Source organism: Shewanella sp. BJSY2023SW007 (genome assembly GCF_047314525.1).
GTDB classification, from domain to species: Bacteria; Pseudomonadota; Gammaproteobacteria; order Enterobacterales; family Shewanellaceae; genus Shewanella; species Shewanella chilikensis.
The window spans coordinates 167,826-189,313 of the sequence record NZ_JBKORL010000089.1 but is presented as its reverse complement, the minus strand read 5'-3'; the positions used below and the strand labels follow the sequence as shown (position 1 = coordinate 189,313).

Sequence of the window (21,488 nt, the reverse complement as noted above, 5' to 3'; positions counted from 1 at the left end):
GTTTTTGACAGAATTTCGGGGCTATAGCTCAGCTGGGAGAGCGCTTGCATGGCATGCAAGAGGTCGACGGTTCGATCCCGTCTAGCTCCACCAAAGATTCTCCTTCAAGAGAAACACTAACCACCTTAGGGTGGTTTTTTGTTATCTGTCCTTCAACGTTTGCTTCCTATCGAAAACAGCACTCTCTAACCCCGAATGGGATTGTTAGAGTATTTATCCAACCATGTATCTAGAAGTGTCCCCAAAATGCAGCTCTTATTGGGCTCAGGTCTTATTAACCGATACGCCAGATTGTTTTGCCCCGATACCCATTGAGTGACTACTTGAATAAAAAGTCGTTACTTGAGTAACCAAGTCACAGTTAGTCAAGGTGAGTGCTTCTTTATATGGAAGGCTTAAAAAAACAGGAAGCCGCGATGGCTTCCTGGAGTGTTTTTCTATGCTGAAAAGCGGGGCGGTAAAGATATCTCAGTCTACACCGATAAAACCGCCTGTTTGGTGGGCCCACAGTTGGGCGTAAATCCCTTTGCTGCGGATCAGTTCCTGATGGCTGCCTTGTTCGACGACTTTGCCCTGATCCAGTACTATCAATCTATCCATGGCGGCTATGGTTGATAGCCTGTGAGCGATAGCGATAACGGTTTTTCCTTCCATCAATTGATAGAGGCTTTCCTGAATTGCCGCTTCCACTTCCGAGTCGAGTGCCGAGGTGGCTTCATCCAGGATCAGGATTGGCGCATCTTTCAATAACACCCTGGCGATGGCAATACGCTGCCTTTGACCGCCGGATAATTTGACACCCCGTTCACCCACCTGGGCATCCAGCCCGGTATTCCCCGACGGATCTGTCAAAGAGGCGATAAACTCACTGGCCTGGGCCTTGATGATCGCCTGCTCCAGTTCCTCTTTAGTGGCATCGGGACGACCATAAAGAATATTTTCTCTGATGGACCTGTGCAGCAAGGAGGTATCCTGAGTCACCATGCCTATCTGTGAGCGCAGCGAATCCTGGGAGACTTTACGTATATCCTGACCATCTATCAGAATTCTTCCCTTTTCCACATCATGAAAACGCATCAGCAGATTGACCAAGGTGGACTTACCGGCACCCGAGCGCCCCACCAGACCGACTTTTTCACCTGGCTTAATCTGTAAATCCAGGCCTTCCAGCACGCCGCTCTGTTCTCCATAGTGAAAGCTGACCTTATCGAAATCGATTTGCCCTTGCTCAACTAAAATGGCTTTGGCATCTTCGGCATCCAGAATGCGGGTGGGTTTGGACAGGGTGCTCATACCATCGGCCACTGTCCCTATATTTTCAAACAGTGAGCTGATTTCCCACATTATCCATTGCGACATGCCGTTGAGGCGCAGAGCCAAACTGACGGCAATCGCTATGGCGCCGACACTGATGGCACTGTCGCTCCAGAGCCAGATGGATACGGCGGCTACGCTAAAGGCCAGGAAATAGTTCAGCAGCTGCACACTGACATTAATTCCGGTGACCAGGCGCATCTGCCGGTGCACGGTATCCAGGAAGGTTTTCATGCTCGACTGAGCGTATTCGGCTTCCTGCTGGGTGTGGGAGAAAAGTTTGACCGTGGCAATATTGGTGTAACTGTCGACGATTCGACCCGTCATGGTTGAGCGGGCATCGGCCTGCTCGGTAGACACGGCTTTCAGCTTGGGCACGAAATACCACTGCAGGCCGATATAGATGGCAAGCCATGCCAACATGGGCAGCATCAAGCGCATATCGGCACTGGCTATCATCACCAACATGGAGGTGAAATACACCATTATGTAGACCAGCACGTCCAAGAGTTTCATCACGGTTTCCCGCACCGCCAGAGAGGTTTGCATCACCTTGGTGGCTATGCGGCCGGCAAAGTCGTCCTGATAGAAGGAAACACTCTGTTTCAACAGGTATTTGTGCGCCAGCCAGCGGATAGCCATCGGATAGTTGCCCAGCAGACTTTGGTAGACAATCAAGGCGTGCAGCAAGATGAGTACAGGCAAGAGCACGAGTACCAGCAAGGTCATGCCGAGTAGTTTGAGTCCTTCATCCTGCAGCAGGGTTTGTGGATCCTTGTCTACCAGCCAGTCAACCAATTGGCCCATAAAGCCAAACAGTGACACTTCCAGCATGGCCAGAATCGCGGTCAATATTGACATCAATATCAGCGGTCGCTCGAACCCTTTGGTGTAGTGGCGGCAAAAAGCATAGAGCCCTTTGGGTGGCGGAGACGGTTCTATATCCGGCAGTGGATCCGTCCAGCGTTCAAAGCGGGAAAATAACGTCTTTATCATGGGCTTCTCTTGGCAAACTGTTATGGGCGATATATCTCTTGGCAAAGATTGATCCTTGCCCGGTTATGCGAGCAGACACAGGGCCTTGCGGATCAGGAGTGATTTTTATTCAAACCGTTCCAGCATAACCAATTTTTACCGGCAGGGCAGCTATTAATCAGCAACAACGGCTTGGATTTCGGGAGGATGCGAATAAGTCCTCTTGCGGGGCTCTTTTTGTAGAGAGTGGCCTGGTGTTCAAGGTGTCTGACTGAAGGCATGCAGGCGCGTGTCGAAGTTGGACTTATCTAACCTCGGGGTTAAGTTCCGTTTTCCGCTGGTTTCACCTGTGTTCGCGGGGTAACCTGCATTCAGGATACCCCGCAATAGCGAAACAGATGATGACGATTTTTACCGAGCTCAGCACCGACACCTGTCGCCGGGCGAGACTTAGCCGCGATCCCAGGTTTGATGGCCGCTTCTTTATCGGGGTGAAGACGACGGGTATCTATTGCCGGCCTATCTGTCCGGCAGTGGCGCCAAAAGAGGAAAATGTCGAATACTTTTTCTCGGCCGCCGCCGCGGCAAATCAAGGTTTGCGCCCCTGTTTGCGTTGTCGTCCGGAAAGTGCCCCAGGCTCCTGTGCTTGGAAAGGCACGAGAACCACGCTGGAGCGGGCAGTAACCCTGATAGAGCAGGGCGCCTTGAGCGGCGAGTCGGCGAAAGGTGTCGAGCACTTGGCACAGCGCCTCGGGATCAGCAGTCGTTATCTGCGCAAGCTGTTTGTCGAAGCGTTGGGCCTGTCTCCCAAGCAATACGCTGCGTTTCAGCAGTTGATGTTTGCCAAGCAGCTGCTGCACCAAACCCGGCTCCCTATCACGCAGGTGGCTTTGGCTGCGGGATACACGAGCATTCGTCGCTTCAACGAAGTGTTTCAGAGTCAGCTGCAGCTTACCCCGTCGGCGCTCAGACGCAGCGCTGATACGCAAATGGACGACAGTAACAGGATGCAACTGTTTTTGAGTTACCGGCCGCCATATGCCTGGCAAGCGTTGCTTGATTTCTATCGCCTGCGGGCGGTAACAGGAATGGAGTGGTTTGAACTTAATGGCCGTCAGGGCTATGGTCGCAGCCTGTTACTCAACAGCGACAAAGGCGGGTTCAAAGCTTGGTTTTTTGCCGAGTTGCAGGCCTCGCAAAATAGAGTCGCAGTTACCCTGGCATTGGAAGAGGGCGCCGAGCTTAGCTTGTTGCCGGTATTGGTCAATCGGATAAGAAGGATATTGGATCTCGACGCTGATATGCAGCAGGTTGAGCAAGTGTTGCAACCTATCACACTGGCAGACTCCACCTTTGGTTGGGAGCCGGGGCTGAGGCTACCGGCAGCAGGCTCTCTGTTTGAAGCCGGTGTGCGGGCTGTTCTGGGCCAGCAGGTCAGCGTTACCCAAGCCACAAAACTGTTGGGGCAGTTGGTGGCAGCCAGAGGTGAGAGGCGAGTTATCGCCGGGCGGGAAATTAGCTTCTTTCCCGAGCCCGAAAGCATGTTGGCGGCGGACTTTGACGAGTTGAAAATGCCCGCAAGCAGAAAGACGGCATTGGCTGAGTTGGCGCGTTTTCAGCTTGAGCATGGTGATACCGAGCCCGAGGCTTGGCTCAGTTTGAAAGGGATTGGCCCTTGGACCATAGCCTACGCCAGAATGCGCGGGTTGTCGGATCCTGATGTGTTGCTCGGCGGCGACTTGATAATCCGTAAGCGTCTGCTCACGCTGCTTGGTGAAACGGCAATCTCGACCGAGGTTAACGGGAACTTGGCTCAAATTAACCCGGATTCGGCTACACAAGGTGCAGTTGCTCAGCACAAAGGCAAGAAAAGTGCGGCCCATTACCAAGCGTTACTGCAAGGTGTTACTGAAGCCGCGTCGCCCTGGGGCAGTTATCTTACTCTGCAACTTTGGCAGTCGGCATAGAACCCATTAATAGCAATGAATGAAGAGCTCGGATATGGGTTGCAAAGGTGACAGGCATCAGAGTCAAACACCTATTCAAAAGCCATAAAATCAAGGGATTAATCCTATGAATACACAAGATAAACCGAGCTTGGCCGTATCGCTGAGTAAAGAGTGGCCAGCAGCAGAATTGCTGCCGGTGGCGGAGCTCATCATGGATTCGGCTGTGGGCCGGCTATGGCTTGCTGCGGGGCCTCATGGGCTGTCCCACCTGTCGGTTTTGACAGGGGATGACAGAGAGCGCCGGATAACGCTGGTGAGCGCGAGTGCAGCGCAAAAGGCGCGGGCTGAGGTGATATTGGCGCAGACCAAGAGCCAGCTCCTGGAGTATTTTGCCGGAGCCAGACAGGTCTTCGAGCTGCCGTTGGCTCCCAAGGGGACACGCTTCCAACGTACCGTTTGGCAGGCGTTGGTGGGGTTGCCCTATGGCAGTTTTACCAGTTACGGTGAGCTGGCCGTAAAAATTGATAACCCGAAAGCGGTCCGCGCTGTCGGCACTGCCAATGGTGCCAACCCGATAGCGATCATCGTGCCTTGTCACAGAGTCATAGGCAAGGATGGCAGGTTGACCGGCTATGCTTGGGGGCTCGCCATGAAGCAGCAATTGCTGAACTTGGAAGCTGGCCGCCCCAGTTAACCTTTTTGGCATAAATCAACGAAATTCTCTATCGATTTGGGGTATTCTGAAGCCAAGCAAAAGTTGCGTATTACTGAGGAAAACACAGATGCAACCACTCTTTTGGTTGGAAGAGGGAGAGTTGGCAGGAAGCCGGGGGCCAGTAGGCCAGAACTGGGATTTCGATGAGCTGCAGCGCTCCGGGATAGGCGCTGTTCTTTCCTTGGCTGATAATGTGGCGGCCTATTGGCCTCAGTCGCAATTTGAGTTTGCCTGTATCCCTTTACCTAGTGGAGAAGCACCGCTGGATGCCGATTTGCGGCGCTGCGTCGAGCAGTTACCCAAGGCGCTCGACTTTATCCAGCGCCAGCGTGCAGCCGGGCTAGGGGTATTGGTACATTGTGAGTCGGGGCAAAACCGAACCTGCCTGTTGTTGGCCTACTACTTGATGGAGCATGGCGTGGCGCCGCTGCATGCCGTTGCCCGTATTCGTGCGGTGGCCGATGCGGCCTTTGATTCCCATGGTTGGGACCAGTTTGTGTTCGATGTGCTCTATGCTTTGCAGGAATAACATGCGAAAGCCGGAGGCGGGAATGCTGGATCCCGGAACGAATTAATGCTTGAATACTCTTCACTATTTCGAAGAATATTCAAAATGTTGCCACAGTTTGGAATATTGCTGGTTCTTTTGTCCTTGCTTAGCGCTTGCAGTTCGGCACCGACACGGGATCCCGCTTACAGCGACTCCAGCTATCTGGCAACGCCGGAGAGTTCTGTCTTGCTGGATTATCTGGAACCTCAATTGTCCGTCCACCCATCGCAGACGGGCGTACTACCCTTGGCTGAAGGTGTCGATGCCTTCATTGCCAGGTTGGCGCTTATCCGCAGTGCCCAGAGCAGTATCGATCTGCAGTATTATATCTATCGGGCCGATGAAACCGGTAAAACCTTGGTTTGGCAACTATTGGAAGCTGCTGAGCGCGGGGTGCGGGTGAGGCTGTTGCTGGATGATACTACCAGCGCGCCGCTCGAATCTGGGCTGGCGGCCTTGAATCATCATCCCAATATTCAGGTTCGCCTCTATAACCCAGTTTATTCCCGCACCTTCAGAGGCATGTCCTGGTTGTTCGGTTTTGCCCGTTTGAACCACAGAATGCACAATAAGTCGCTGACAGTGGACAATATGGTCTCAGTGGTGGGGGGGCGCAATATAGGCAATGAGTATTTTTCCGCTAACGATGAACTTGAGTTCGGTGACTTTGACTTGCTTACCATAGGCGAGGCGATACCTGTTATCTCTGAACAGTTTGATCTTTATTGGAATGCACCGCTGACTATTCCGCTTGAGCAACTGCTACCCAAGCGTATGACCCGGGAAAAACTGTTGCAGGCCGATGCCAAGATGCGGCAGGAGCAGCAGGCGATGCAGGATCATCCTTATTATCAACGCTTGTTACAGAGTCAGTTGATCGCCAATATGAAGCAGCAGCAACTCGACTGGTATTGGGGCGAAGCCAAGGTGTTGTTCGATCCGCCCGATAAGCTGCGCAGTGCCGAGCCCGAAAGTTGGATGCTGGCTGATATCGGTCGTTTTCTGTCCCAGGTTGAAAACAACATACTGATCATCTCGCCTTATTTTGTGCCCACATCCAAAGGGGCCGATGCTCTGGCACAGGCGGTAGCCAATGGTATTGAGGTTACTGTGGTGACCAATAGCCTGGCTGCTACAGATGTAGTGGCCGTGCATGGCGGCTACAAGAAGTATCGTCGGCAACTGCTGGAAGCCGGTGTCAGGCTCTATGAGGTGAAGGCCGATCCCGCTCATAAGCCGTCGGCATGGCGTGGCAGTTCACGCACCAGTTTGCATGCCAAAACCTTTGTGTTGGACGATGAAGAGGTGTTTGTTGGCTCATTCAACTTTGATCCCCGCTCTGCCTGGATCAATACTGAAATGGGAATTTTGCTACATCAGCCCAAGTTGGCTGAACATATTCAGCAGCAACTGGGCGGCGCCTTACTGCGTAATGCTTACCGATTGGCGCTGGAGGAGGATGAGCTGGTGTGGCATGACGATGCCAAACAAGAGGTGTTCTATAACGAGCCCGCCGCCGGTTTCTGGCGCCGCCTCAGTGCCGATATTCTCAGCCTTTTGCCTATTGAATCGCAATTGTGAATTGCAGCTGGCCACCAAGATCCCTGGCCTGTGTTATCCTGAAGCGTTTAACTTATTGTCTGTAATGGTGTTGTTATGAAGAGTAAGGCCAATCAATCTCAGGGACTGCTGCTGTTTCATCTGTCGGCAAGCCAGCTGTTTGCTATAGGTACCCTGAAGATCCGAGAGTTGGTGCCTTATATGCCACTAAACCAGATCCCCCAATCTCATCCGGCTGTGATGGGGGCGGTAAACTTCAGAGGACATACCATTCCTGTGGTGGATATGGCGGCGGCCGTTGGTTATCGCCCGGTCACGGCAGAGGAGCGCAAGAGCTGTTTTATTATCATCACAGATTGCCAGCGGATGGAGATAGGCTTTCTGGTTCGCGGTATAGACAAGATCCTCGAATGTAACTGGCGTGATATTGAATCACCGCCGGATAACCTGGGACGCAATGCCTATCTCACCGGAGTGACCCGTTACGACAATAAGCTGGTGCAGCTGCTGGATGTTGAGTTGCTGCTGTCAAAGATTTTCCCGATTGCGGCTCAGAGTGTGGCCACGCTGACCGATGTACAAAGGGAAAGGTTGAAACCACTGCGGATCTTGCTGGTGGACGACTCCAAAGTAGCCAGAAAGCAACTGTCCGATGCGCTGGACTCCATAAATATCCCCTATGAAGTCACCTCAAACGGTGCTCAGGCTTTGGCTATCATGGAAAAGGCTGCGGCCGAAAAACGCCCTGTGGATCTCCTGGTGAGCGATATCGAAATGCCGGGGCTGGATGGTTATGAACTCGCTTTTGAGGTGAGAGACAAACCGGCACTCGCCGGCGCATATATTATTCTGCATACCTCGCTTTCCAGTGAAATCAGCGTTAGTCAGGCGCACCAGGTGGGTGCCAACGAAGCTCTGACCAAGTTCGATGCCCACGAACTTATTGATGCCATGCTCAGAGGCGCGCAAATTGCACAAGATAGTCAAAAATGACATTGCTGTTGCCAAAATGCGTTTTCAGGGTTATCCAGACGACACAAATAGGCTTCAAAGCTAGACATTAGTGGTTTCATCCGCTAAAAACGTAACTCCTGTGGCACTGGTGCCAGAAAGATAATAAATACAGGTCAGGCAATGAACCAATTTTCTTTACTTTTGGCCCGATTGGCCAAGAGCAGTCTTGTACTGCAAATCCTTTTGGGGATCATCGCGGGCATGGGGCTCGCACACTTTGCTCCGGAATGGGCAAAGAGCGTTTCTTTCCTTGGAGATCTTTTTGTCGGCGCGCTTAAGGCGATAGCGCCGATCCTGGTATTTCTGCTGGTGGCGGCATCGATTGCCAATCAGAAGAAAAATACCAAGAGCAATATGCGGCCAATTATCGCTCTGTACCTGTTCGGCACTTTTGCCTCGGCACTTACAGCTGTGGTAATGAGCTTTATGTTTCCCACCACACTCAAGCTCAGGGCGCCTGAACAGTTATTGTCGCCGCCGCAAGGTATTCTGGAAGTTCTCAATACCCTGTTGTTCAAATTGGTCGACAACCCAGTCAATGCTCTGATGAATGCCAACTATATCGGTATTCTGGCTTGGGGTATTGGTCTTGGGCTGGCACTGCATCATTCCAGTGATTCGACCAAACAGGTATTTGCCGATGTCAGTCATGGGATCTCACAGATGGTGCGCTTTATTATCCGCTTGGCGCCGATAGGCATTTTCGGTCTGGTGGCCGTGACCTTTGCCGAGAGCGGTTTTGAGGAAGTGTACAATTATGGCCGTCTGCTCGGCGTTTTACTGGGAAGTATGGCTATTATAGCCCTGGTTGTGAATCCGCTCTTGGTATTCTTCAAGACAAGACGCAATCCTTACCCTCTGGTGTTCGCTTGTCTGAGAGAGAGTGGCGTAACCGCCTTCTTTACCCGTTCGAGCGCCGCCAATATTCCGGTGAACATGGCCTTGTGTGAGCGCCTCAAACTGCATAAAGATACCTATTCGGTTTCTATTCCTCTGGGGGCCACTATCAACATGGGCGGCGCGGCAATTACCATTACCGTACTGACCCTGGCAGCTGTGCATACCACAGGAACCAGTGTCGACTTGCCTACCGCTTTGCTGTTGAGCCTGGTGGCCGCTGTGTCGGCTTGTGGTGCCTCCGGGGTAGCCGGTGGTTCACTGCTGCTGATCCCTCTGGCTTGTAGCTTGTTTGGCATCAGCGACAGCATCGCCATTCAGGTGGTGGCTGTTGGCTTTGTTATCGGGGTTATTCAGGATGCGGCCGAAACTGCACTGAACTCTTCCACTGATGTGTTGTTTACCGCGGCAGTCTGCCAGGCCGAAGAGCGCAAGCTAAGCTAATATTGTTGAAGATAAAGGGCGGCCTCGGGGCCGCCCTTTGTTTTTGGCCCCCATTTGCCATGGTGTGACCGTTCAAACGGCAGACGGGAAGGGTATTGTGTGAGTCATTTCATAAATTGCTTAAATTAGCTGCAATAAGTGATCTTGATCACACTTTTATTTTTTCACTGGGCTACACTGCGCACATTCGAGAGATTTCATTCTAACTTATTGGTTTTTAATGATTTGGAATCAAATTTTTCACTTTTCTGTTACTTTTGGCCGGGTAAAGGGACACTATGAGTTCTATGCTTAATGTCATGCATTTGGGGTCAGCCAAAGAGGCTGGGCTGACATGGTTTAAGGGTATGGATATGTCTGGAGTAGAAAAGCGCAAGCGTCTGCACCGACAGAACGAACAACAGCGAGAATTTCTTGGTTGTTGGCAGGATAGTCGCCCCGGCAGTGGTGAAGAGCTGACTCTGTATCGTGAAGGTGGCAAGCTGTTTCTGGAAACCTGGTTCAGCGATGGTTGCCACAGCGTGGATGAGATGAAGTCCAAACAGACCAATGCCGGTTTATGTCTTGAAGATATGGGTGGTAACCTGTTTGGTGAGTACTTTATTTTAACCGCAGAGGGCAAGCTGCAGTTTTGCACCGAAGGAGGCGATAGCTTCAGTCTGGAACCCAAATCTGTGATGAGTGCCTGATAGCAGTCTGACTAAGTCTTGAAAAGAAAACGCCCGCTAAGCGGGCGTTTTCTTTAGCTGTTTTTTAAGGCTGTCTTTACCAAGCCTTGCAAGGGTCAGAAAGGTGACAGGCTGACAAAATGCATCTCGGCGCCCGAGTAAGGGTGGCAAAATGCCAGGCTGGCAGCATGCAGACAGAGCCGTGGACGGGCATTTTCAATCTCACATCCACCATAGAAATCATCCCCTAAAATCGGATGCCCCAATGCGAGCATGTGAACTCTGAGCTGGTGAGTCCGGCCGGTTTCCGGTTGCAATGCCACCAGGCTGGAATCTTCGCGGCGCTCAAGCACCTTATAGTGAGTGACTGCTCTCTTACCTTGCTCAGAGACTTGCTGCAGAGGTGGGTTGGCCTTATCCGCTGCCAGTGGTAAGTCGATAACACCGGCTGGCTGTTCAAGATGTCCTGCCACCTCGGCCACATACAGTTTATCGCTTTGCCGCTCCTGAAACTGAGTCTTGAGACTGGACTCGGCGGCCTTGTTGCGGGCGAAAACCATGATCCCTGAGGTGGCGCAGTCCAGCCTGTGTACCAATATGGTTTCCGGATACAGGCGCTGTAAGCGGGTGAGGGCGCAGTCATGGGTTACGGCGGCGCGACCAGGGTTGGACAACAGCCCGGCTGGTTTGTTGATGATAATAATATCGCGATCCAGATAGCGGATATCGAGCCAGGGCAGGGCCGGTGGGCGGTACTCAAAAACTTGCATGAACTCTCCTTCGTGAAGGCGTAATTCTAACAAAGCCACGGGGCCGGCAAAAGTGGCTTTGTGGCGTCAACCAAAGCGGCCCTTGGGGTTTGGTTTACATCAGAGAAATTCAGCCGGAGTCTTTCTGGCCCATATCCGGCTGTAAGCCATCAATTGCGGGTAAAAGGTTCGAAAGGCGATTTCGATTTCGGTATCGAGTTTTTGCAGCGCTTGTTGGGCACCGTTGAACAGATCCGGCTTTGAAAGGCGGCGACTCACGCCTGTCACTGCACTGTTGAGCCCCTGACGGCTTTGATAACTCAATAGCCAATTCTGCTGCTCCATCACAGGTGCCAATTGGGTTAAGCCTTTGGGCAGAGAGGGGGTTTGCCTTAGGCTCTCGTAGGCCTTGTTGCAAAAGGTGGCCAAAGGTTGATGATGATATTCCTCCCAGTATTTTGCCAGCATATGGTCAAAGGCCAAATCCATCAGTACAGGTGCCACTCTGGCAAGTGGTTTGGGGAAAGTACGCACTAACTCGCGGGTTAACTCGTGGCTATCGGTTAATTTGTTTATTTGTCTGTGGAGCCAGAGCCCCTGTTGCAGATGTTTGGGAAATTGTTGAATATTGCCTTTGGCAAAGTCGCCGGCGAGATTGGCGCCGAGAGAGGTTTGGCTGATATCGGCCAGATGCAGGTGTGCAAGGAAGTTCATATTGGCTACTGGGTGTCGAATTCGCCCTCAAGTTACCATGACAAGCCGGCAAATGAAAACAGTCTCTGACGCTGATTAATGTTCTCTTTTTGCTCAGTGGAAAAAGATGCTACGCTTAGCGTTCGGTGACACAGAGGATCAAGGATGATGTGGGACTGGTTCAATAAACTTATCAACAAAACGTCAAGGCCCCAGAGGCGCAGGGTAGATATAGATATTCCGTTCGAGCAACTCGAATATCGGCGCGAGCCCTTTGATGACAACAAGCCCCTTGCCGAAAAGGCAAACGAACCGCTGGAGCCTTGATCTTAACGCCTCAAGTCCCTAGACTAGCCGCCGTTTCCAGCTAAGCCGAGGCCCATTCATGCGTGTAGCAGACTTTTCTTTCGATCTTCCAGAGGAACTGATCGCCAAGTTCCCTATGGAGAAACGCAGTGCGTCCAGATTACTGACTCTGGATGGTAACAGCGGGGCTCTTAGCGACTGCCGCTTCACCGAATTGTTGAACCTGGTTCAGCCAGGCGATCTCATGGTATTCAACAATACCCGGGTTATTCCGGCGCGCCTATTTGGGCAGAAGGCGACCGGCGGTAAGTTGGAAATCCTGGTGGAGCGGATGCTGGATGATAAGCGGGTGCTTGCCCATGTGCGTAGCTCCAAGTCGCCGAAGGAAGGCAGTGAAATTTTACTCGATGGCGGCTTCAAGATGTTGATGAAAGCGCGTCATGATGCGCTGTTTGAACTTGAACTGGTTTCCGGTTCGAGTGTGCTTGAAGTGCTGGAGCAGGTAGGTCATATGCCGCTACCGCCTTATATCGATCGACCCGATGAAGATGCCGACAAAGAGCGTTATCAGACAGTTTATAACCAAACCCCGGGGGCTGTTGCGGCGCCGACGGCCGGTTTGCACTTTGATGACAATATGTTGGCCGAGCTGAAAGCCAAAGGCGTGGATATTGCCTTTGTGACTTTGCATGTTGGCGCCGGTACTTTTCAGCCGGTGCGGGTTGATAACGTACTGGAACACAAGATGCACTCTGAGTGGGCCGAAGTGCCGGCCGAGGTGGTGGCCAAAATCCATAGCACCAAGGCGGCCGGGAAACGGGTGATCGCGGTGGGCACCACCTCCGTGCGTTCGCTCGAGAGCGCTGCTCGCGCCAGTGAAGGCGAGTTGCAGGCCTTCAAAGGGGATACCGACATTTTCATCTATCCCGGATATGAGTTTCAGGTAGTGGATGCCATGGTCACTAATTTCCACCTGCCGGAGTCGACTCTTATCATGTTGGTCAGTGCTTTTGCCGGCTTTGATGAGGTGATGAATGCCTATCGGCACGCGATTGCCGAAAAATACCGCTTTTTCAGTTATGGTGATGCTATGTTTGTGACTAAAAAAGCTCACTGAACGCTACTTTTGCTTTAAAATACCCGCCTCAATGAGCGGGTATTTTGTCTTAAGGGTGAACCTTTTGCCTTTTCGACCCTCTGTTGTCTATACGCTGCGGCCTAAGTCCGCGTAATTAAGGTCAGACTGTTTCTCTGACGAGGTAAATCATGAAATTTGAATTGGATACAACTGATGGCCGCGCACGCCGGGGCCGATTGATTTTTGACCGTGGCACAGTCGAGACCCCGGCTTTTATGCCGGTTGGAACTTACGGCACTGTGAAGGGGATGACTCCGGAAGAAGTGCGCGCCACCGGAGCCGATATTCTACTGGGAAACACTTTCCACCTCTGGCTGCGCCCAGGTGAAGAGATCATGCGTAAGCATGGTGACCTGCACGATTTCATGAACTGGCAGCGGCCGATTCTCACCGACTCGGGTGGTTTCCAGGTTTTCAGTCTAGGTGATATCCGTAAGATCACCGAAGAAGGGGTGCATTTCCGCTCGCCCATTAATGGCGAAAAGATTTTCATGGATGCCGAGAAGTCGATGCAGATCCAGTATTCGCTCGGCTCGGATGTGGTGATGATTTTCGATGAGTGCACGCCGTATCCTGCCACTCACGACGAAGCCCGCAAGTCGATGCAGATGTCACTGCGCTGGGCAAAACGTTCACGGGACGAGTTCGACCGCCTGGAAAATCCCAACTCACTGTTTGGGATTATTCAGGGCAGTGTCTATGAAGATCTGCGTGATGAAAGCCTCAAGGGCTTGTTGGAAATAGGTTTTGACGGCTATGCCGTCGGCGGCTTGGCTGTAGGGGAACCCAAGGCGGACATGCACAGAGTACTGGAGCATGTTTGCCCGCAGATCCCAACAGACAAGCCCCGTTATCTGATGGGGGTAGGCAAACCGGAGGATCTGGTTGAAGGCGTGCGTCGCGGTATCGACATGTTTGACTGTGTGATGCCAACCCGTAATGCCCGCAACGGCCACTTGTTTGTCACAGAAGGTGTTATCAAGATCCGCAATGCGCGGCATCGTGACGACACATCACCGCTGGATCCGGAATGTGACTGCTATACCTGTAAGAACTACTCACGGGCATATCTGTACCATCTGGACCGCTGTAATGAAATTCTCGGGGCCCGTCTCAATACCATACATAACCTGCGTTACTACCAAAGGTTAATGGAAGGTTTGCGCGGCGCCATTGAGACAGGTACATTAGACGCCTTTGTGAAGGACTTCTATGGTCGTCAAGGCCGTGAAGTACCTGAATTGGTGGATTGATTTTATTTGCTGATAAGAAGAGAAAAATATGTTTATTTCAAATGCTTACGCTAGTGCTGCCGGTGCTCCTCAGTCTGGCGGTACCATGGAATTGGTGTTCATGCTGGTGATCTTCGGTCTGATCTTCTATTTCATGATCTTCCGTCCTCAGTCCAAGCGTGTTAAAGAGCACAAAAATCTGATGGCGTCCCTGGGTAAGGGCGACGAAGTCCTGACCAGTGGTGGCATCATAGGTAAAATCGCCAAGATCAGCGACGAGAATGATTATGTTCTGCTGAGCCTGAACGACAGCACCCAGATCACCATCAAAAAAGATTATATCGCGGCGGTATTGCCAAAAGGCTCTATCCAGTCGCTATAAGCCAAGGGGGCTGAGGCGTGTTAAATAAGTATCCTTTATGGAAGAACCTGATGGTGATCATTATCATCGCCATCGGGGCTTTCTATGCCGTGCCTAACCTTTTTGGTGAGGATCACGCGGTACAAGTGGTGGGCACCCGCGGTGCGGATGTGACTGTCACGACCCAGACACAAGTTAACGACTTGCTGCAAAGCAAGGGGATAGGTGTCAAGCGTTCCGAGTTGGAAAACGGTCAGTTACTCGTCAGAGTCAACAATGCCGAACAGCAGTTGTTGGCCAAAGAAGCGATAGCCGAAGCCTTGGGTGACAAGTTCAGCGTGGCGTTGAACCTGGCACCGGCGACACCGGCCTGGCTCGAGTCACTCGGTGGTTCACCGATGAAACTGGGTCTTGACCTACGTGGTGGTGTGCACTTCCTGATGGAAGTGGACATGGGCGAAGCCATCCGCAAGATGGAAGAAGCCAAGATCGCCGATTTCCGCAGTCAGCTGCGGGAAGAGGGGATACGCTACTCGGGTGTCAAGGCTACGGCCAAAGGCATTGAGATCAAGTTCCGCGATGCCGAAAATCTGGCTAAAGCCGAGAGCTTCCTGAAGAGTCGCTCCAACGATATGGTGTTCAGCGACGCCAGCGAGGGTAATAACTTTGCCCTGATGGCCACCATGAGCGAAGTTTACCTCAAGCAGGTGAAAGAAGATGCTCTGTCGCAGAACATCACCACTATTCGTAACCGGGTGAACGAACTTGGGGTTGCCGAACCTGTAGTACAACGTCAAGGCGCCGAGCGCATTATCGTTGAACTGCCGGGGGTACAGGATACTGCTCGCGCCAAAGAGATCCTCGGGGCGACCGCTTCCATTGAATTCCATATGGTCGATGAGAAAGCCGACATGAATGCGGCGCAATCGGGCCGGGTACCGCCAGGCTCCGAGGTGTATCCACGTCGTGAAGGTGGTATTGCGGTATTGAAGAAAGAAGTGATGCTGACCGGTGATCATATTACCGGCGCTCAGCCAAGCTTCGATCAATACAGCCGGCCTCAGGTGAGTATCAGTCTGGACGCCAAGGGTGGGAATATCTTCTCCAACGTGACCAAGGACAACATCGGCAAGCCGATGGCGACCTTGTTTATCGAGTATAAGGACAGCGGCAAGCGTAACCCTGATGGCAGCGTGAAGATGGATAAGATCGAGGAAGTGATCTCTGTCGCGACCATTCAAGCCCGCCTCGGCCGTAACTTCGTTATCACGGGTCTGTCTCATGGCGAAGCCCAGAACCTGGCGTTGCTGCTGCGCGCCGGTGCGCTGATTGCACCTGTATCCATAGTGGAAGAACGTACCATAGGCCCAAGCCTGGGTGCCGAAAACATTGAAAACGGGATGCAGGCAATGCTCTGGGGTATGGCTGTGGTATTGATCTTTATGCTGATCTACTACCGAGCCTTTGGTGTTATCGCCAACCTGGCGCTGTGTGCCAACCTGATCATGGTCGTGGGTGTGATGTCGATGATCCCGGGCGCAGTGCTGACGCTGCCGGGTATCGCTGGTATGGTGCTGACTGTGGGTATGGCGGTGGATGGCAACGTGCTTATCTACGAACGTATCCGTGAAGAGCTTCGCGCAGGTCGCAGTGTTCAGCAGGCTATTCATGAAGGTTATGGTAATGCGTTCTCCACCATTGCCGATGCCAACATTACTACCTTCATCACCGCGCTTATCCTGTTCGCAGTGGGTAGCGGCGCGATTAAAGGCTTCGCCGTGACCTTGATGATAGGTATCGCGACATCCATGTTTACCGCTATTGTCGGCACCCGGGCGATTGTAAACGCCATGTGGGGCGGCAAGCGCGTGAAGAAACTGTCGATCTGAGGAAGCTGATTATGTTGCAGATTTTATCATTTAAAGGCTCTATCAACTTCCTGCGTCATGCTCTGCCCATCAGTATTATGTCGGTAGTGTTGGTCGTGGCTTCTCTGACATCCCTGGCAACCAAGGGGATCAATTGGGGGCTGGATTTTACCGGTGGCACCTCTGTCATCATGGAGTTCAGCAAACCTGCTAACCTGGACGAGCTGCGTCTTGCCCTCGATACCGAACTGACCTCGGGGGCTGTGGTGCAAAACTTCGGTTCCAGCCGCGATGTGGTAGTGCGTCTGCAGGTGCGCGAAGACATCAAGAGCGACCTCCAGGTTAAGGAAGTTTTTGCCGCTGCAGCCAAGCAAGACCCGGCTGTGCAGCAAAAGAGTGTGGAGTTTGTCGGCCCTCAGGTCGGTAAGGAATTGGCAGAGCAGGGCGGCCTGGCAGTATTGGTTGCGCTTATCTGTATTCTTATCTACGTCTCTTTCCGGTTTGAATGGCGTCTGGCCATGGGTTCGGTCGCCGCACTGGCGCACGACGTGATAGTGACTCTGGGCTTGTTCTCCTTCCTGCAGTTGGAGTTCGACTTGACGGTACTGGCAGGTTTGCTGACCGTGGTGGGGTACTCACTCAACGATACTATTGTGGTGTTTGACCGTATCCGTGAGAACTTCCTCAAGATGCGTAAGGCAACACCTGTGGAAGTGGTGAATACCTCAATCACTCAGACCATGAGCCGTACCATTATCACCACAGGGACCACGCTTATTACTGTGGTTGCGCTGTTCCTCAAGGGCGGCACTCTGATCCACGGCTTTGCCACGGCATTGCTGATGGGGATTTTGGTAGGTACCTACTCCTCCATCTATGTGGCGAGCTTCCTGGCAATTAAGCTTGGGATCAACCGCGAACATATGATGCCGGTAGAAGTGGAGAAGGAAGGCGCCGATCAGCCCTCCATTATGCCCTGATAAACCGGGTAGAAAATAGCCACCTGCGGGTGGCTTTTTTGTGTCTGGGCATTACGGGGATAGCGCCAAAGTTAGAGTAAAACCTGAGTTTATGATCCAGATATGCGCTTTTGTTATCAAAAGGTAAATTCGCTTGGTGCTGTCACTCGACAGCCCAGGCGTTTATCAGTAGCATGGGCTGCGGATCCTTCCATAGGATCCATTCCTTAATTTCTCTGCGGTGGCAGGGCCTAAAGTTGTAGGAAGAAACATGGAAGAACGAAAAGTCATGGTAGCCGGTGGTAATCTGCTGCAGGCTCATACCTGGAAGGGAATGCTGGAGACCTCCGGATTGAGGGTTGAACTGCGCGGTGAAGCCTTGTTGGGTGGCGTGGGAGAGTTGCCGGTTGATATGCAAACCGTTGAACTTTGGGTTCCTGAATCGCAGCGGGAGCAAGCACAGTTACAATTGGCCAGTCTCGATGCCGATAGGCCCCAGTGGCAATGCCTCCAATGTCATGAGTTCAACGACGCCAGTTTTGAACTTTGCTGGCAGTGCAGCGCCGAACGCAGTGAGTGCCATAATTAAGCTATCGATGGCAGGATCCGGGAGTGGCAAATGACAAATAGCCTTGATTTTATGGCCTTGGTTGAACAGGCCAGGGAGCTGGTTCGTGAATTAAGCATAGAAGAGTATCAGCATGATGATAGCTGGCAGCTCATTGATGTGCGAGAAGATCATGAATGGCTCAAAGATCGCCTGCCGCTGGCTAAGCACCTGTCCCGAGGCATATTGGAGCGGGATATCGGTAAGCGATTTCCGGACAAGTCTGCAGCGCTGCTACTCTATAGTGCCGGTGGGCAACGCGCTATACTGGCCGCATTGAGTTTGCAACGCTTGGGATATCGGAATGTGGCCTCCCTTGACGGTGGTTATCGCGCTTGGTGTGCCCACGAATTGCCTTTGGTACAGGATTAATGCAGTATTTTCCCCTTTTTGTTGACACTTCACGCATAAGAGTGCTGTTGGTCGGTGGCGGTGAAGTGGCCAGCCGTAAACTGGATCTCTTGGCCAGAACCCAAGCTGAAATTCACCTTGTAGCGCCCAAGGTGAGTGCAGAGGTGGAGGCCTATGCCGCCAGTGGCCGGATTTGGCTGTCTCGCCGGGGCGTGGAAGAGCGGGATCTTGTCGAGCGGGAGCTGGTTTATCTGGCTACAGCCGACAGTCATCTGAACCAAACCCTGGCGGCCAAGGCGCGCGAGTTTGGTGCATGGGTCAATGTGGTTGATACCCCATCCGAGTGTGATTTTATCACTCCCTCCATCGTAGATAGAGGGCGGCTGGTAATGGCCATTAGTACCGCCGGTGCCGCGCCTGTGTTTGCGAGAGACTTGCGAGCCAAACTTGAAACTCTGCTGCCGCCAAGCCTCAACCCTTTGCTGGATTTTATCGCCGAGCGCAGAGAGGAAGTACAGCAGCGCTTGCCTTCGGTGGATGCCAGGCGACGCTTCTGGGAGCATTTCTTTAAGCTCAATGGTGACAGGTTTGACGCCAGCACCCGGGAGAATTTCGAGCTGAGTTTTGCTTCTGGTAAGGCGCAGGGAGAGTTATTGCTGCTGGCAGATGACTGTCATCTGCAGTTGTTGCCGCTGGCCGCCATGCCAATGTTGCAGCGGATAGACAGCCTGATTACAGATGCCGCCCCTACGACTGAGTTGCTGGAGCTTATCCGCCGGGACGCGTCACGCACTGCGCCCATGGCAGACAGTGCCCTGTTGGCATCATATCAAGCCGGTATGCGGATGTTGCGTCTTGCCGACGCAAACGAAGTCGCCAGGCTCAAGGCGGCGTTTCCGTTTGCCAAACATCTGCGCCCCGGCGCTATTTAGACCCTTTATTTCCTTATTGAGGCAGAATCTGCCTCCTTATCACAGAGAAGTTATCATGGCCTTGAAGGCGAGTATTTTTAAAGTTCAGCTCAGTATTGCTGATATGGACCGGCATTATTATCAGGATCATCAGTTGACCATTGCCCAGCATCCGTCGGAAACCGATGAGCGTATGATGGTGCGTTTGTTGGCCTTTGCGCTCAACGCCTCTGACAGTTTGGCCTTCAGCAAGGGTTTATGTGTTGATGATGAACCCGAACTTTGGGATCGCGAGCTTAACGGTGATATTCGTTTGTGGGTCGAGTTTGGTCAGAGCGATGAAAAATGGCTGCGCAAGGCCAGCGGCCGCGCCGACGAAGTGCAGCTGTTTGCCTATGGTGGCCGCAGCGTGCCAGTATGGTGGCAACAGAATCAGCATGCCTTTAACCGTTATGCCAACCTCAAAGTGTGGGAGATACCTGAAGAGCAGGTGAAGGAGATGGCGCAGTTGGTCAGCCGTTCAATGAAACTGGGTTGCAATATCAGCGACGGGATTATTTACCTGAGCAGCGATAGTGCCAGCGTGATGGTAGAACCTAAAGTGTTGAAGCCCCTGGCATTGTGATTGTCTCGGTTGCTGCGAGTCGTCTTAAATAACAAGAGCCGCCTCAAAAGGGCGGCTCTTGGTTTATGTAGCGTTTTATCTCCAGAGCTTAACCTTCTTCTGGGAGTACTTCATCGACCTCGTTGCGGCCCTTGGTCTTTATTATCACCAAGGCGGTTACCAGCAGAGTCACCACTATGCCGCTGATGGTGGATACTGTCATTGGCAGACCTGCACCCAGGGTACTGGAGTTGAGCAGGAAGCTTATCACCACTGTGGTCATAAACATCGCCGGAATGGTACAGATCCAGTGCAGCTTATTGTGACGCAGCAGGTAGGCTGAAGCTGTCCACAGCATCATTACCGCAGTTGCCTGGTTGGCGACCCCGAAGTAGCGCCAAATCACGCCGAAGTCCACCTGGGTCAGTATCGCCCCTATGATGAACAGCGGAATTGCCAACATCAGTCGCTTGGGCATCTCAGTCTGAGGCATATTGAAGTACTCAGACAAGATCAGCCGGGCAGAGCGGAAGGCGGTATCGCCGGAGGTGATAGGCAGAATGATGACCCCAAGCACAGCCATGAAGCCACCGACTGCACCGAGAAGGCCGGTTGAAGCGCTGTAAACCACGTTGGCAGGGTTGCCGTCCATTCCGGCTTTTAGTCCCTCGACACCGTCGAAGAAAGACAGAGCCACGGCACACCAGATAAGGGCAATGATACCTTCGCCTATCATGGCACCGTAGAACACGAAGCGGCCATTGGATTCATTTTCAACACAGCGGGCCATCAGTGGGGACTGAGTCGCATGGAAACCTGACACGGCACCACAGGCGATGGTGATGAAGAGCGCCGGCCACAACGGGGCGTTGTCAGGGTTCAGGTTCTGCAGAAAGTCACCGGCTTCAAAGCCCGGCAACAGAGTATGTTCACTGGACAGCACTATGGCTATGGTCAAACCGATAGACATAAACAGCAACAATGCGCCGAAGAAGGGATAGAGGCGACCTATGATTTTGTCTACCGGCACTATGGTGGCAATCAGGTAGTAAACGAAGATGATGCCGACAAACAGACCAACGCTGCCGCCGGTAAGCTTACCGAGCAAGCCGGCCGGAGCCGAGATAAACACTACACCCACCAACAACAGCAGTATGATGGCGAAGATGTTCATAAAGTTCTTGGCGCCTTTGCCAAGGTACTTACCCGCCAGGTTAGGCACTGACTGACCGCCGTTACGTACCGACAACATGCCGGAGAAGTAGTCATGCACAGCACCGGCAAAGATACAGCCGATAACAATCCACAACATGGCTGCCGGGCCGTATAGCGCCCCCAGAATAGGACCGAAGATTGGACCCACACCGGCAATATTCAACAGTTGGATAAGGTAGACCTTGCCCTTGGACATGGGCACATAGTCGACACCATCTGTTTGGGCGTAGGCGGGTGTTTGTCTTTTATTGTTGATCCCGAATATTTTTTCTACAAAAGCGCCGTAGATGAAGTAGCCGCCGATCAACAGACCGACACACAACAAAAACCACATCATAGTTGTTATCTCCCCGATTTGAGTTGACGCAATTGTAAACACTTTGGTTACAAGGCCCAGCGGGAACTGGG

At 52.4% G+C, this 21,488-nt stretch carries 21 protein-coding genes and 1 tRNA gene; 18 read left to right on the top strand and 4 right to left on the bottom strand.

The genetic code is table 11. The features are described from left to right. Window positions 1-17: 17 nt before the first annotated feature. Window positions 18-93: transfer RNA gene (locus ACMHXE_RS15430), tRNA-Ala, on the top strand. A 375-nt stretch (window positions 94-468) separates the two neighbouring features. On the opposite strand, the gene ACMHXE_RS15425 is transcribed toward ACMHXE_RS15430, so the two are convergent. Continuing rightward, window positions 469-2,310: an ABC transporter ATP-binding protein gene (locus ACMHXE_RS15425; protein ID WP_286995607.1), complete on the bottom strand. Its 1,842-nt coding sequence runs from the start codon at window positions 2,308-2,310 to the stop codon at window positions 469-471. Window positions 2,311-2,687: 377 nt separating this feature from the next. Here ACMHXE_RS15425 and ACMHXE_RS15420 point away from each other — a divergent pair, with 377 nt between their 5' ends. From ACMHXE_RS15420 to ACMHXE_RS15390, 7 genes are all read left to right on the top strand, one after another. Continuing rightward, on the top strand, window positions 2,688-4,256 hold the full coding sequence (locus ACMHXE_RS15420) for a DNA-3-methyladenine glycosylase 2 family protein (RefSeq protein WP_101057504.1): 1,569 nt from the start codon (window positions 2,688-2,690) through the stop codon (window positions 4,254-4,256). A 106-nt stretch (window positions 4,257-4,362) separates the two neighbouring features. Next, a complete protein-coding gene (locus tag ACMHXE_RS15415; RefSeq protein WP_229839818.1) occupies window positions 4,363-4,932 on the top strand; it encodes a methylated-DNA--[protein]-cysteine S-methyltransferase in 570 nt (189 codons plus the stop codon). Window positions 4,933-5,020: 88 nt separating this feature from the next. Then, window positions 5,021-5,482, top strand: a complete 462-nt coding sequence (locus ACMHXE_RS15410; RefSeq protein WP_101057503.1) for a dual specificity protein phosphatase family protein — start codon at window positions 5,021-5,023, stop codon at window positions 5,480-5,482. Between the two features lie 84 nt (window positions 5,483-5,566). Beyond that, a complete protein-coding gene (locus tag ACMHXE_RS15405) occupies window positions 5,567-7,084 on the top strand; it encodes a phospholipase D family protein (RefSeq protein ID WP_101057501.1) in 1,518 nt (505 codons plus the stop codon). Between the two features lie 75 nt (window positions 7,085-7,159). Further along, window positions 7,160-8,056, top strand: a complete 897-nt coding sequence (locus ACMHXE_RS15400) for a chemotaxis protein (protein WP_101057499.1) — start codon at window positions 7,160-7,162, stop codon at window positions 8,054-8,056. A 141-nt stretch (window positions 8,057-8,197) separates the two neighbouring features. Continuing rightward, entirely contained in the window at window positions 8,198-9,418 is a 1,221-nt protein-coding gene (sstT, locus tag ACMHXE_RS15395; protein WP_101057497.1) for a serine/threonine transporter SstT, read from the top strand. A 353-nt stretch (window positions 9,419-9,771) separates the two neighbouring features. After that, complete coding sequence (locus tag ACMHXE_RS15390) at window positions 9,772-10,107, top strand: hypothetical protein (protein ID WP_224866361.1); 336 nt, start codon at window positions 9,772-9,774, stop codon at window positions 10,105-10,107. A 95-nt stretch (window positions 10,108-10,202) separates the two neighbouring features. On the opposite strand, the gene ACMHXE_RS15385 is transcribed toward ACMHXE_RS15390, so the two are convergent. After that, window positions 10,203-10,856 carry an RluA family pseudouridine synthase gene (locus ACMHXE_RS15385; protein WP_165565325.1) on the bottom strand — a complete coding sequence of 218 codons (654 nt, stop codon included), beginning with the start codon at window positions 10,854-10,856 and terminating at the stop codon, window positions 10,203-10,205. A 99-nt stretch (window positions 10,857-10,955) separates the two neighbouring features. Further along, window positions 10,956-11,549, bottom strand: coding sequence for an ACP phosphodiesterase (locus tag ACMHXE_RS15380; protein ID WP_413732729.1), 594 nt, complete (start codon window positions 11,547-11,549; stop codon window positions 10,956-10,958). A 144-nt stretch (window positions 11,550-11,693) separates the two neighbouring features. Between ACMHXE_RS15380 and ACMHXE_RS15375 the strand changes: the two genes are divergently transcribed. The 10 genes from ACMHXE_RS15375 to ACMHXE_RS15330 all read left to right on the top strand — a co-directional run bounded on the left by ACMHXE_RS15375 (window position 11,694) and on the right by ACMHXE_RS15330 (window position 19,886). Then, entirely contained in the window at window positions 11,694-11,855 is a 162-nt protein-coding gene (locus tag ACMHXE_RS15375; RefSeq protein ID WP_165564218.1) for a hypothetical protein, read from the top strand. A 58-nt stretch (window positions 11,856-11,913) separates the two neighbouring features. Beyond that, window positions 11,914-12,951: a tRNA preQ1(34) S-adenosylmethionine ribosyltransferase-isomerase QueA gene (queA, locus tag ACMHXE_RS15370; protein ID WP_165565323.1), complete on the top strand. Its 1,038-nt coding sequence runs from the start codon at window positions 11,914-11,916 to the stop codon at window positions 12,949-12,951. A gap of 149 nt (window positions 12,952-13,100) precedes the next feature. Further along, a complete protein-coding gene (tgt, locus tag ACMHXE_RS15365) occupies window positions 13,101-14,225 on the top strand; it encodes a tRNA guanosine(34) transglycosylase Tgt (RefSeq protein WP_028781041.1) in 1,125 nt (374 codons plus the stop codon). Between the two features lie 28 nt (window positions 14,226-14,253). Further along, complete coding sequence (gene yajC / locus ACMHXE_RS15360; protein WP_025011473.1) at window positions 14,254-14,586, top strand: preprotein translocase subunit YajC; 333 nt, start codon at window positions 14,254-14,256, stop codon at window positions 14,584-14,586. 17 nt (window positions 14,587-14,603) lie between these two features. Then, window positions 14,604-16,454: a protein translocase subunit SecD gene (secD, locus tag ACMHXE_RS15355; protein ID WP_165565322.1), complete on the top strand. Its 1,851-nt coding sequence runs from the start codon at window positions 14,604-14,606 to the stop codon at window positions 16,452-16,454. Between the two features lie 11 nt (window positions 16,455-16,465). Next, complete coding sequence (gene secF / locus ACMHXE_RS15350; RefSeq protein ID WP_165565321.1) at window positions 16,466-17,413, top strand: protein translocase subunit SecF; 948 nt, start codon at window positions 16,466-16,468, stop codon at window positions 17,411-17,413. A 250-nt stretch (window positions 17,414-17,663) separates the two neighbouring features. After that, a complete protein-coding gene (locus tag ACMHXE_RS15345) occupies window positions 17,664-17,981 on the top strand; it encodes a putative signal transducing protein (protein ID WP_101057116.1) in 318 nt (105 codons plus the stop codon). 30 nt (window positions 17,982-18,011) lie between these two features. Beyond that, window positions 18,012-18,371: a rhodanese-like domain-containing protein gene (locus ACMHXE_RS15340; RefSeq protein ID WP_101057118.1), complete on the top strand. Its 360-nt coding sequence runs from the start codon at window positions 18,012-18,014 to the stop codon at window positions 18,369-18,371. Beyond that, entirely contained in the window at window positions 18,371-19,282 is a 912-nt protein-coding gene (locus tag ACMHXE_RS15335; RefSeq protein WP_234555783.1) for a bifunctional precorrin-2 dehydrogenase/sirohydrochlorin ferrochelatase, read from the top strand. Before ACMHXE_RS15340 ends, ACMHXE_RS15335 begins: the two co-directional genes overlap by 1 nt. Window positions 19,283-19,337: 55 nt before the next feature. After that, window positions 19,338-19,886: a YaeQ family protein gene (locus ACMHXE_RS15330; RefSeq protein WP_039033828.1), complete on the top strand. Its 549-nt coding sequence runs from the start codon at window positions 19,338-19,340 to the stop codon at window positions 19,884-19,886. An 88-nt stretch (window positions 19,887-19,974) separates the two neighbouring features. Here ACMHXE_RS15330 and ACMHXE_RS15325 read toward each other — a convergent pair whose 3' ends face one another. Beyond that, window positions 19,975-21,417 (bottom strand): carbon starvation protein A, encoded by a 1,443-nt coding sequence (locus ACMHXE_RS15325; RefSeq protein ID WP_101057122.1) that lies wholly within the window; start codon window positions 21,415-21,417, stop codon window positions 19,975-19,977. Between the last annotated feature and the right edge of the window lie 71 nt (window positions 21,418-21,488).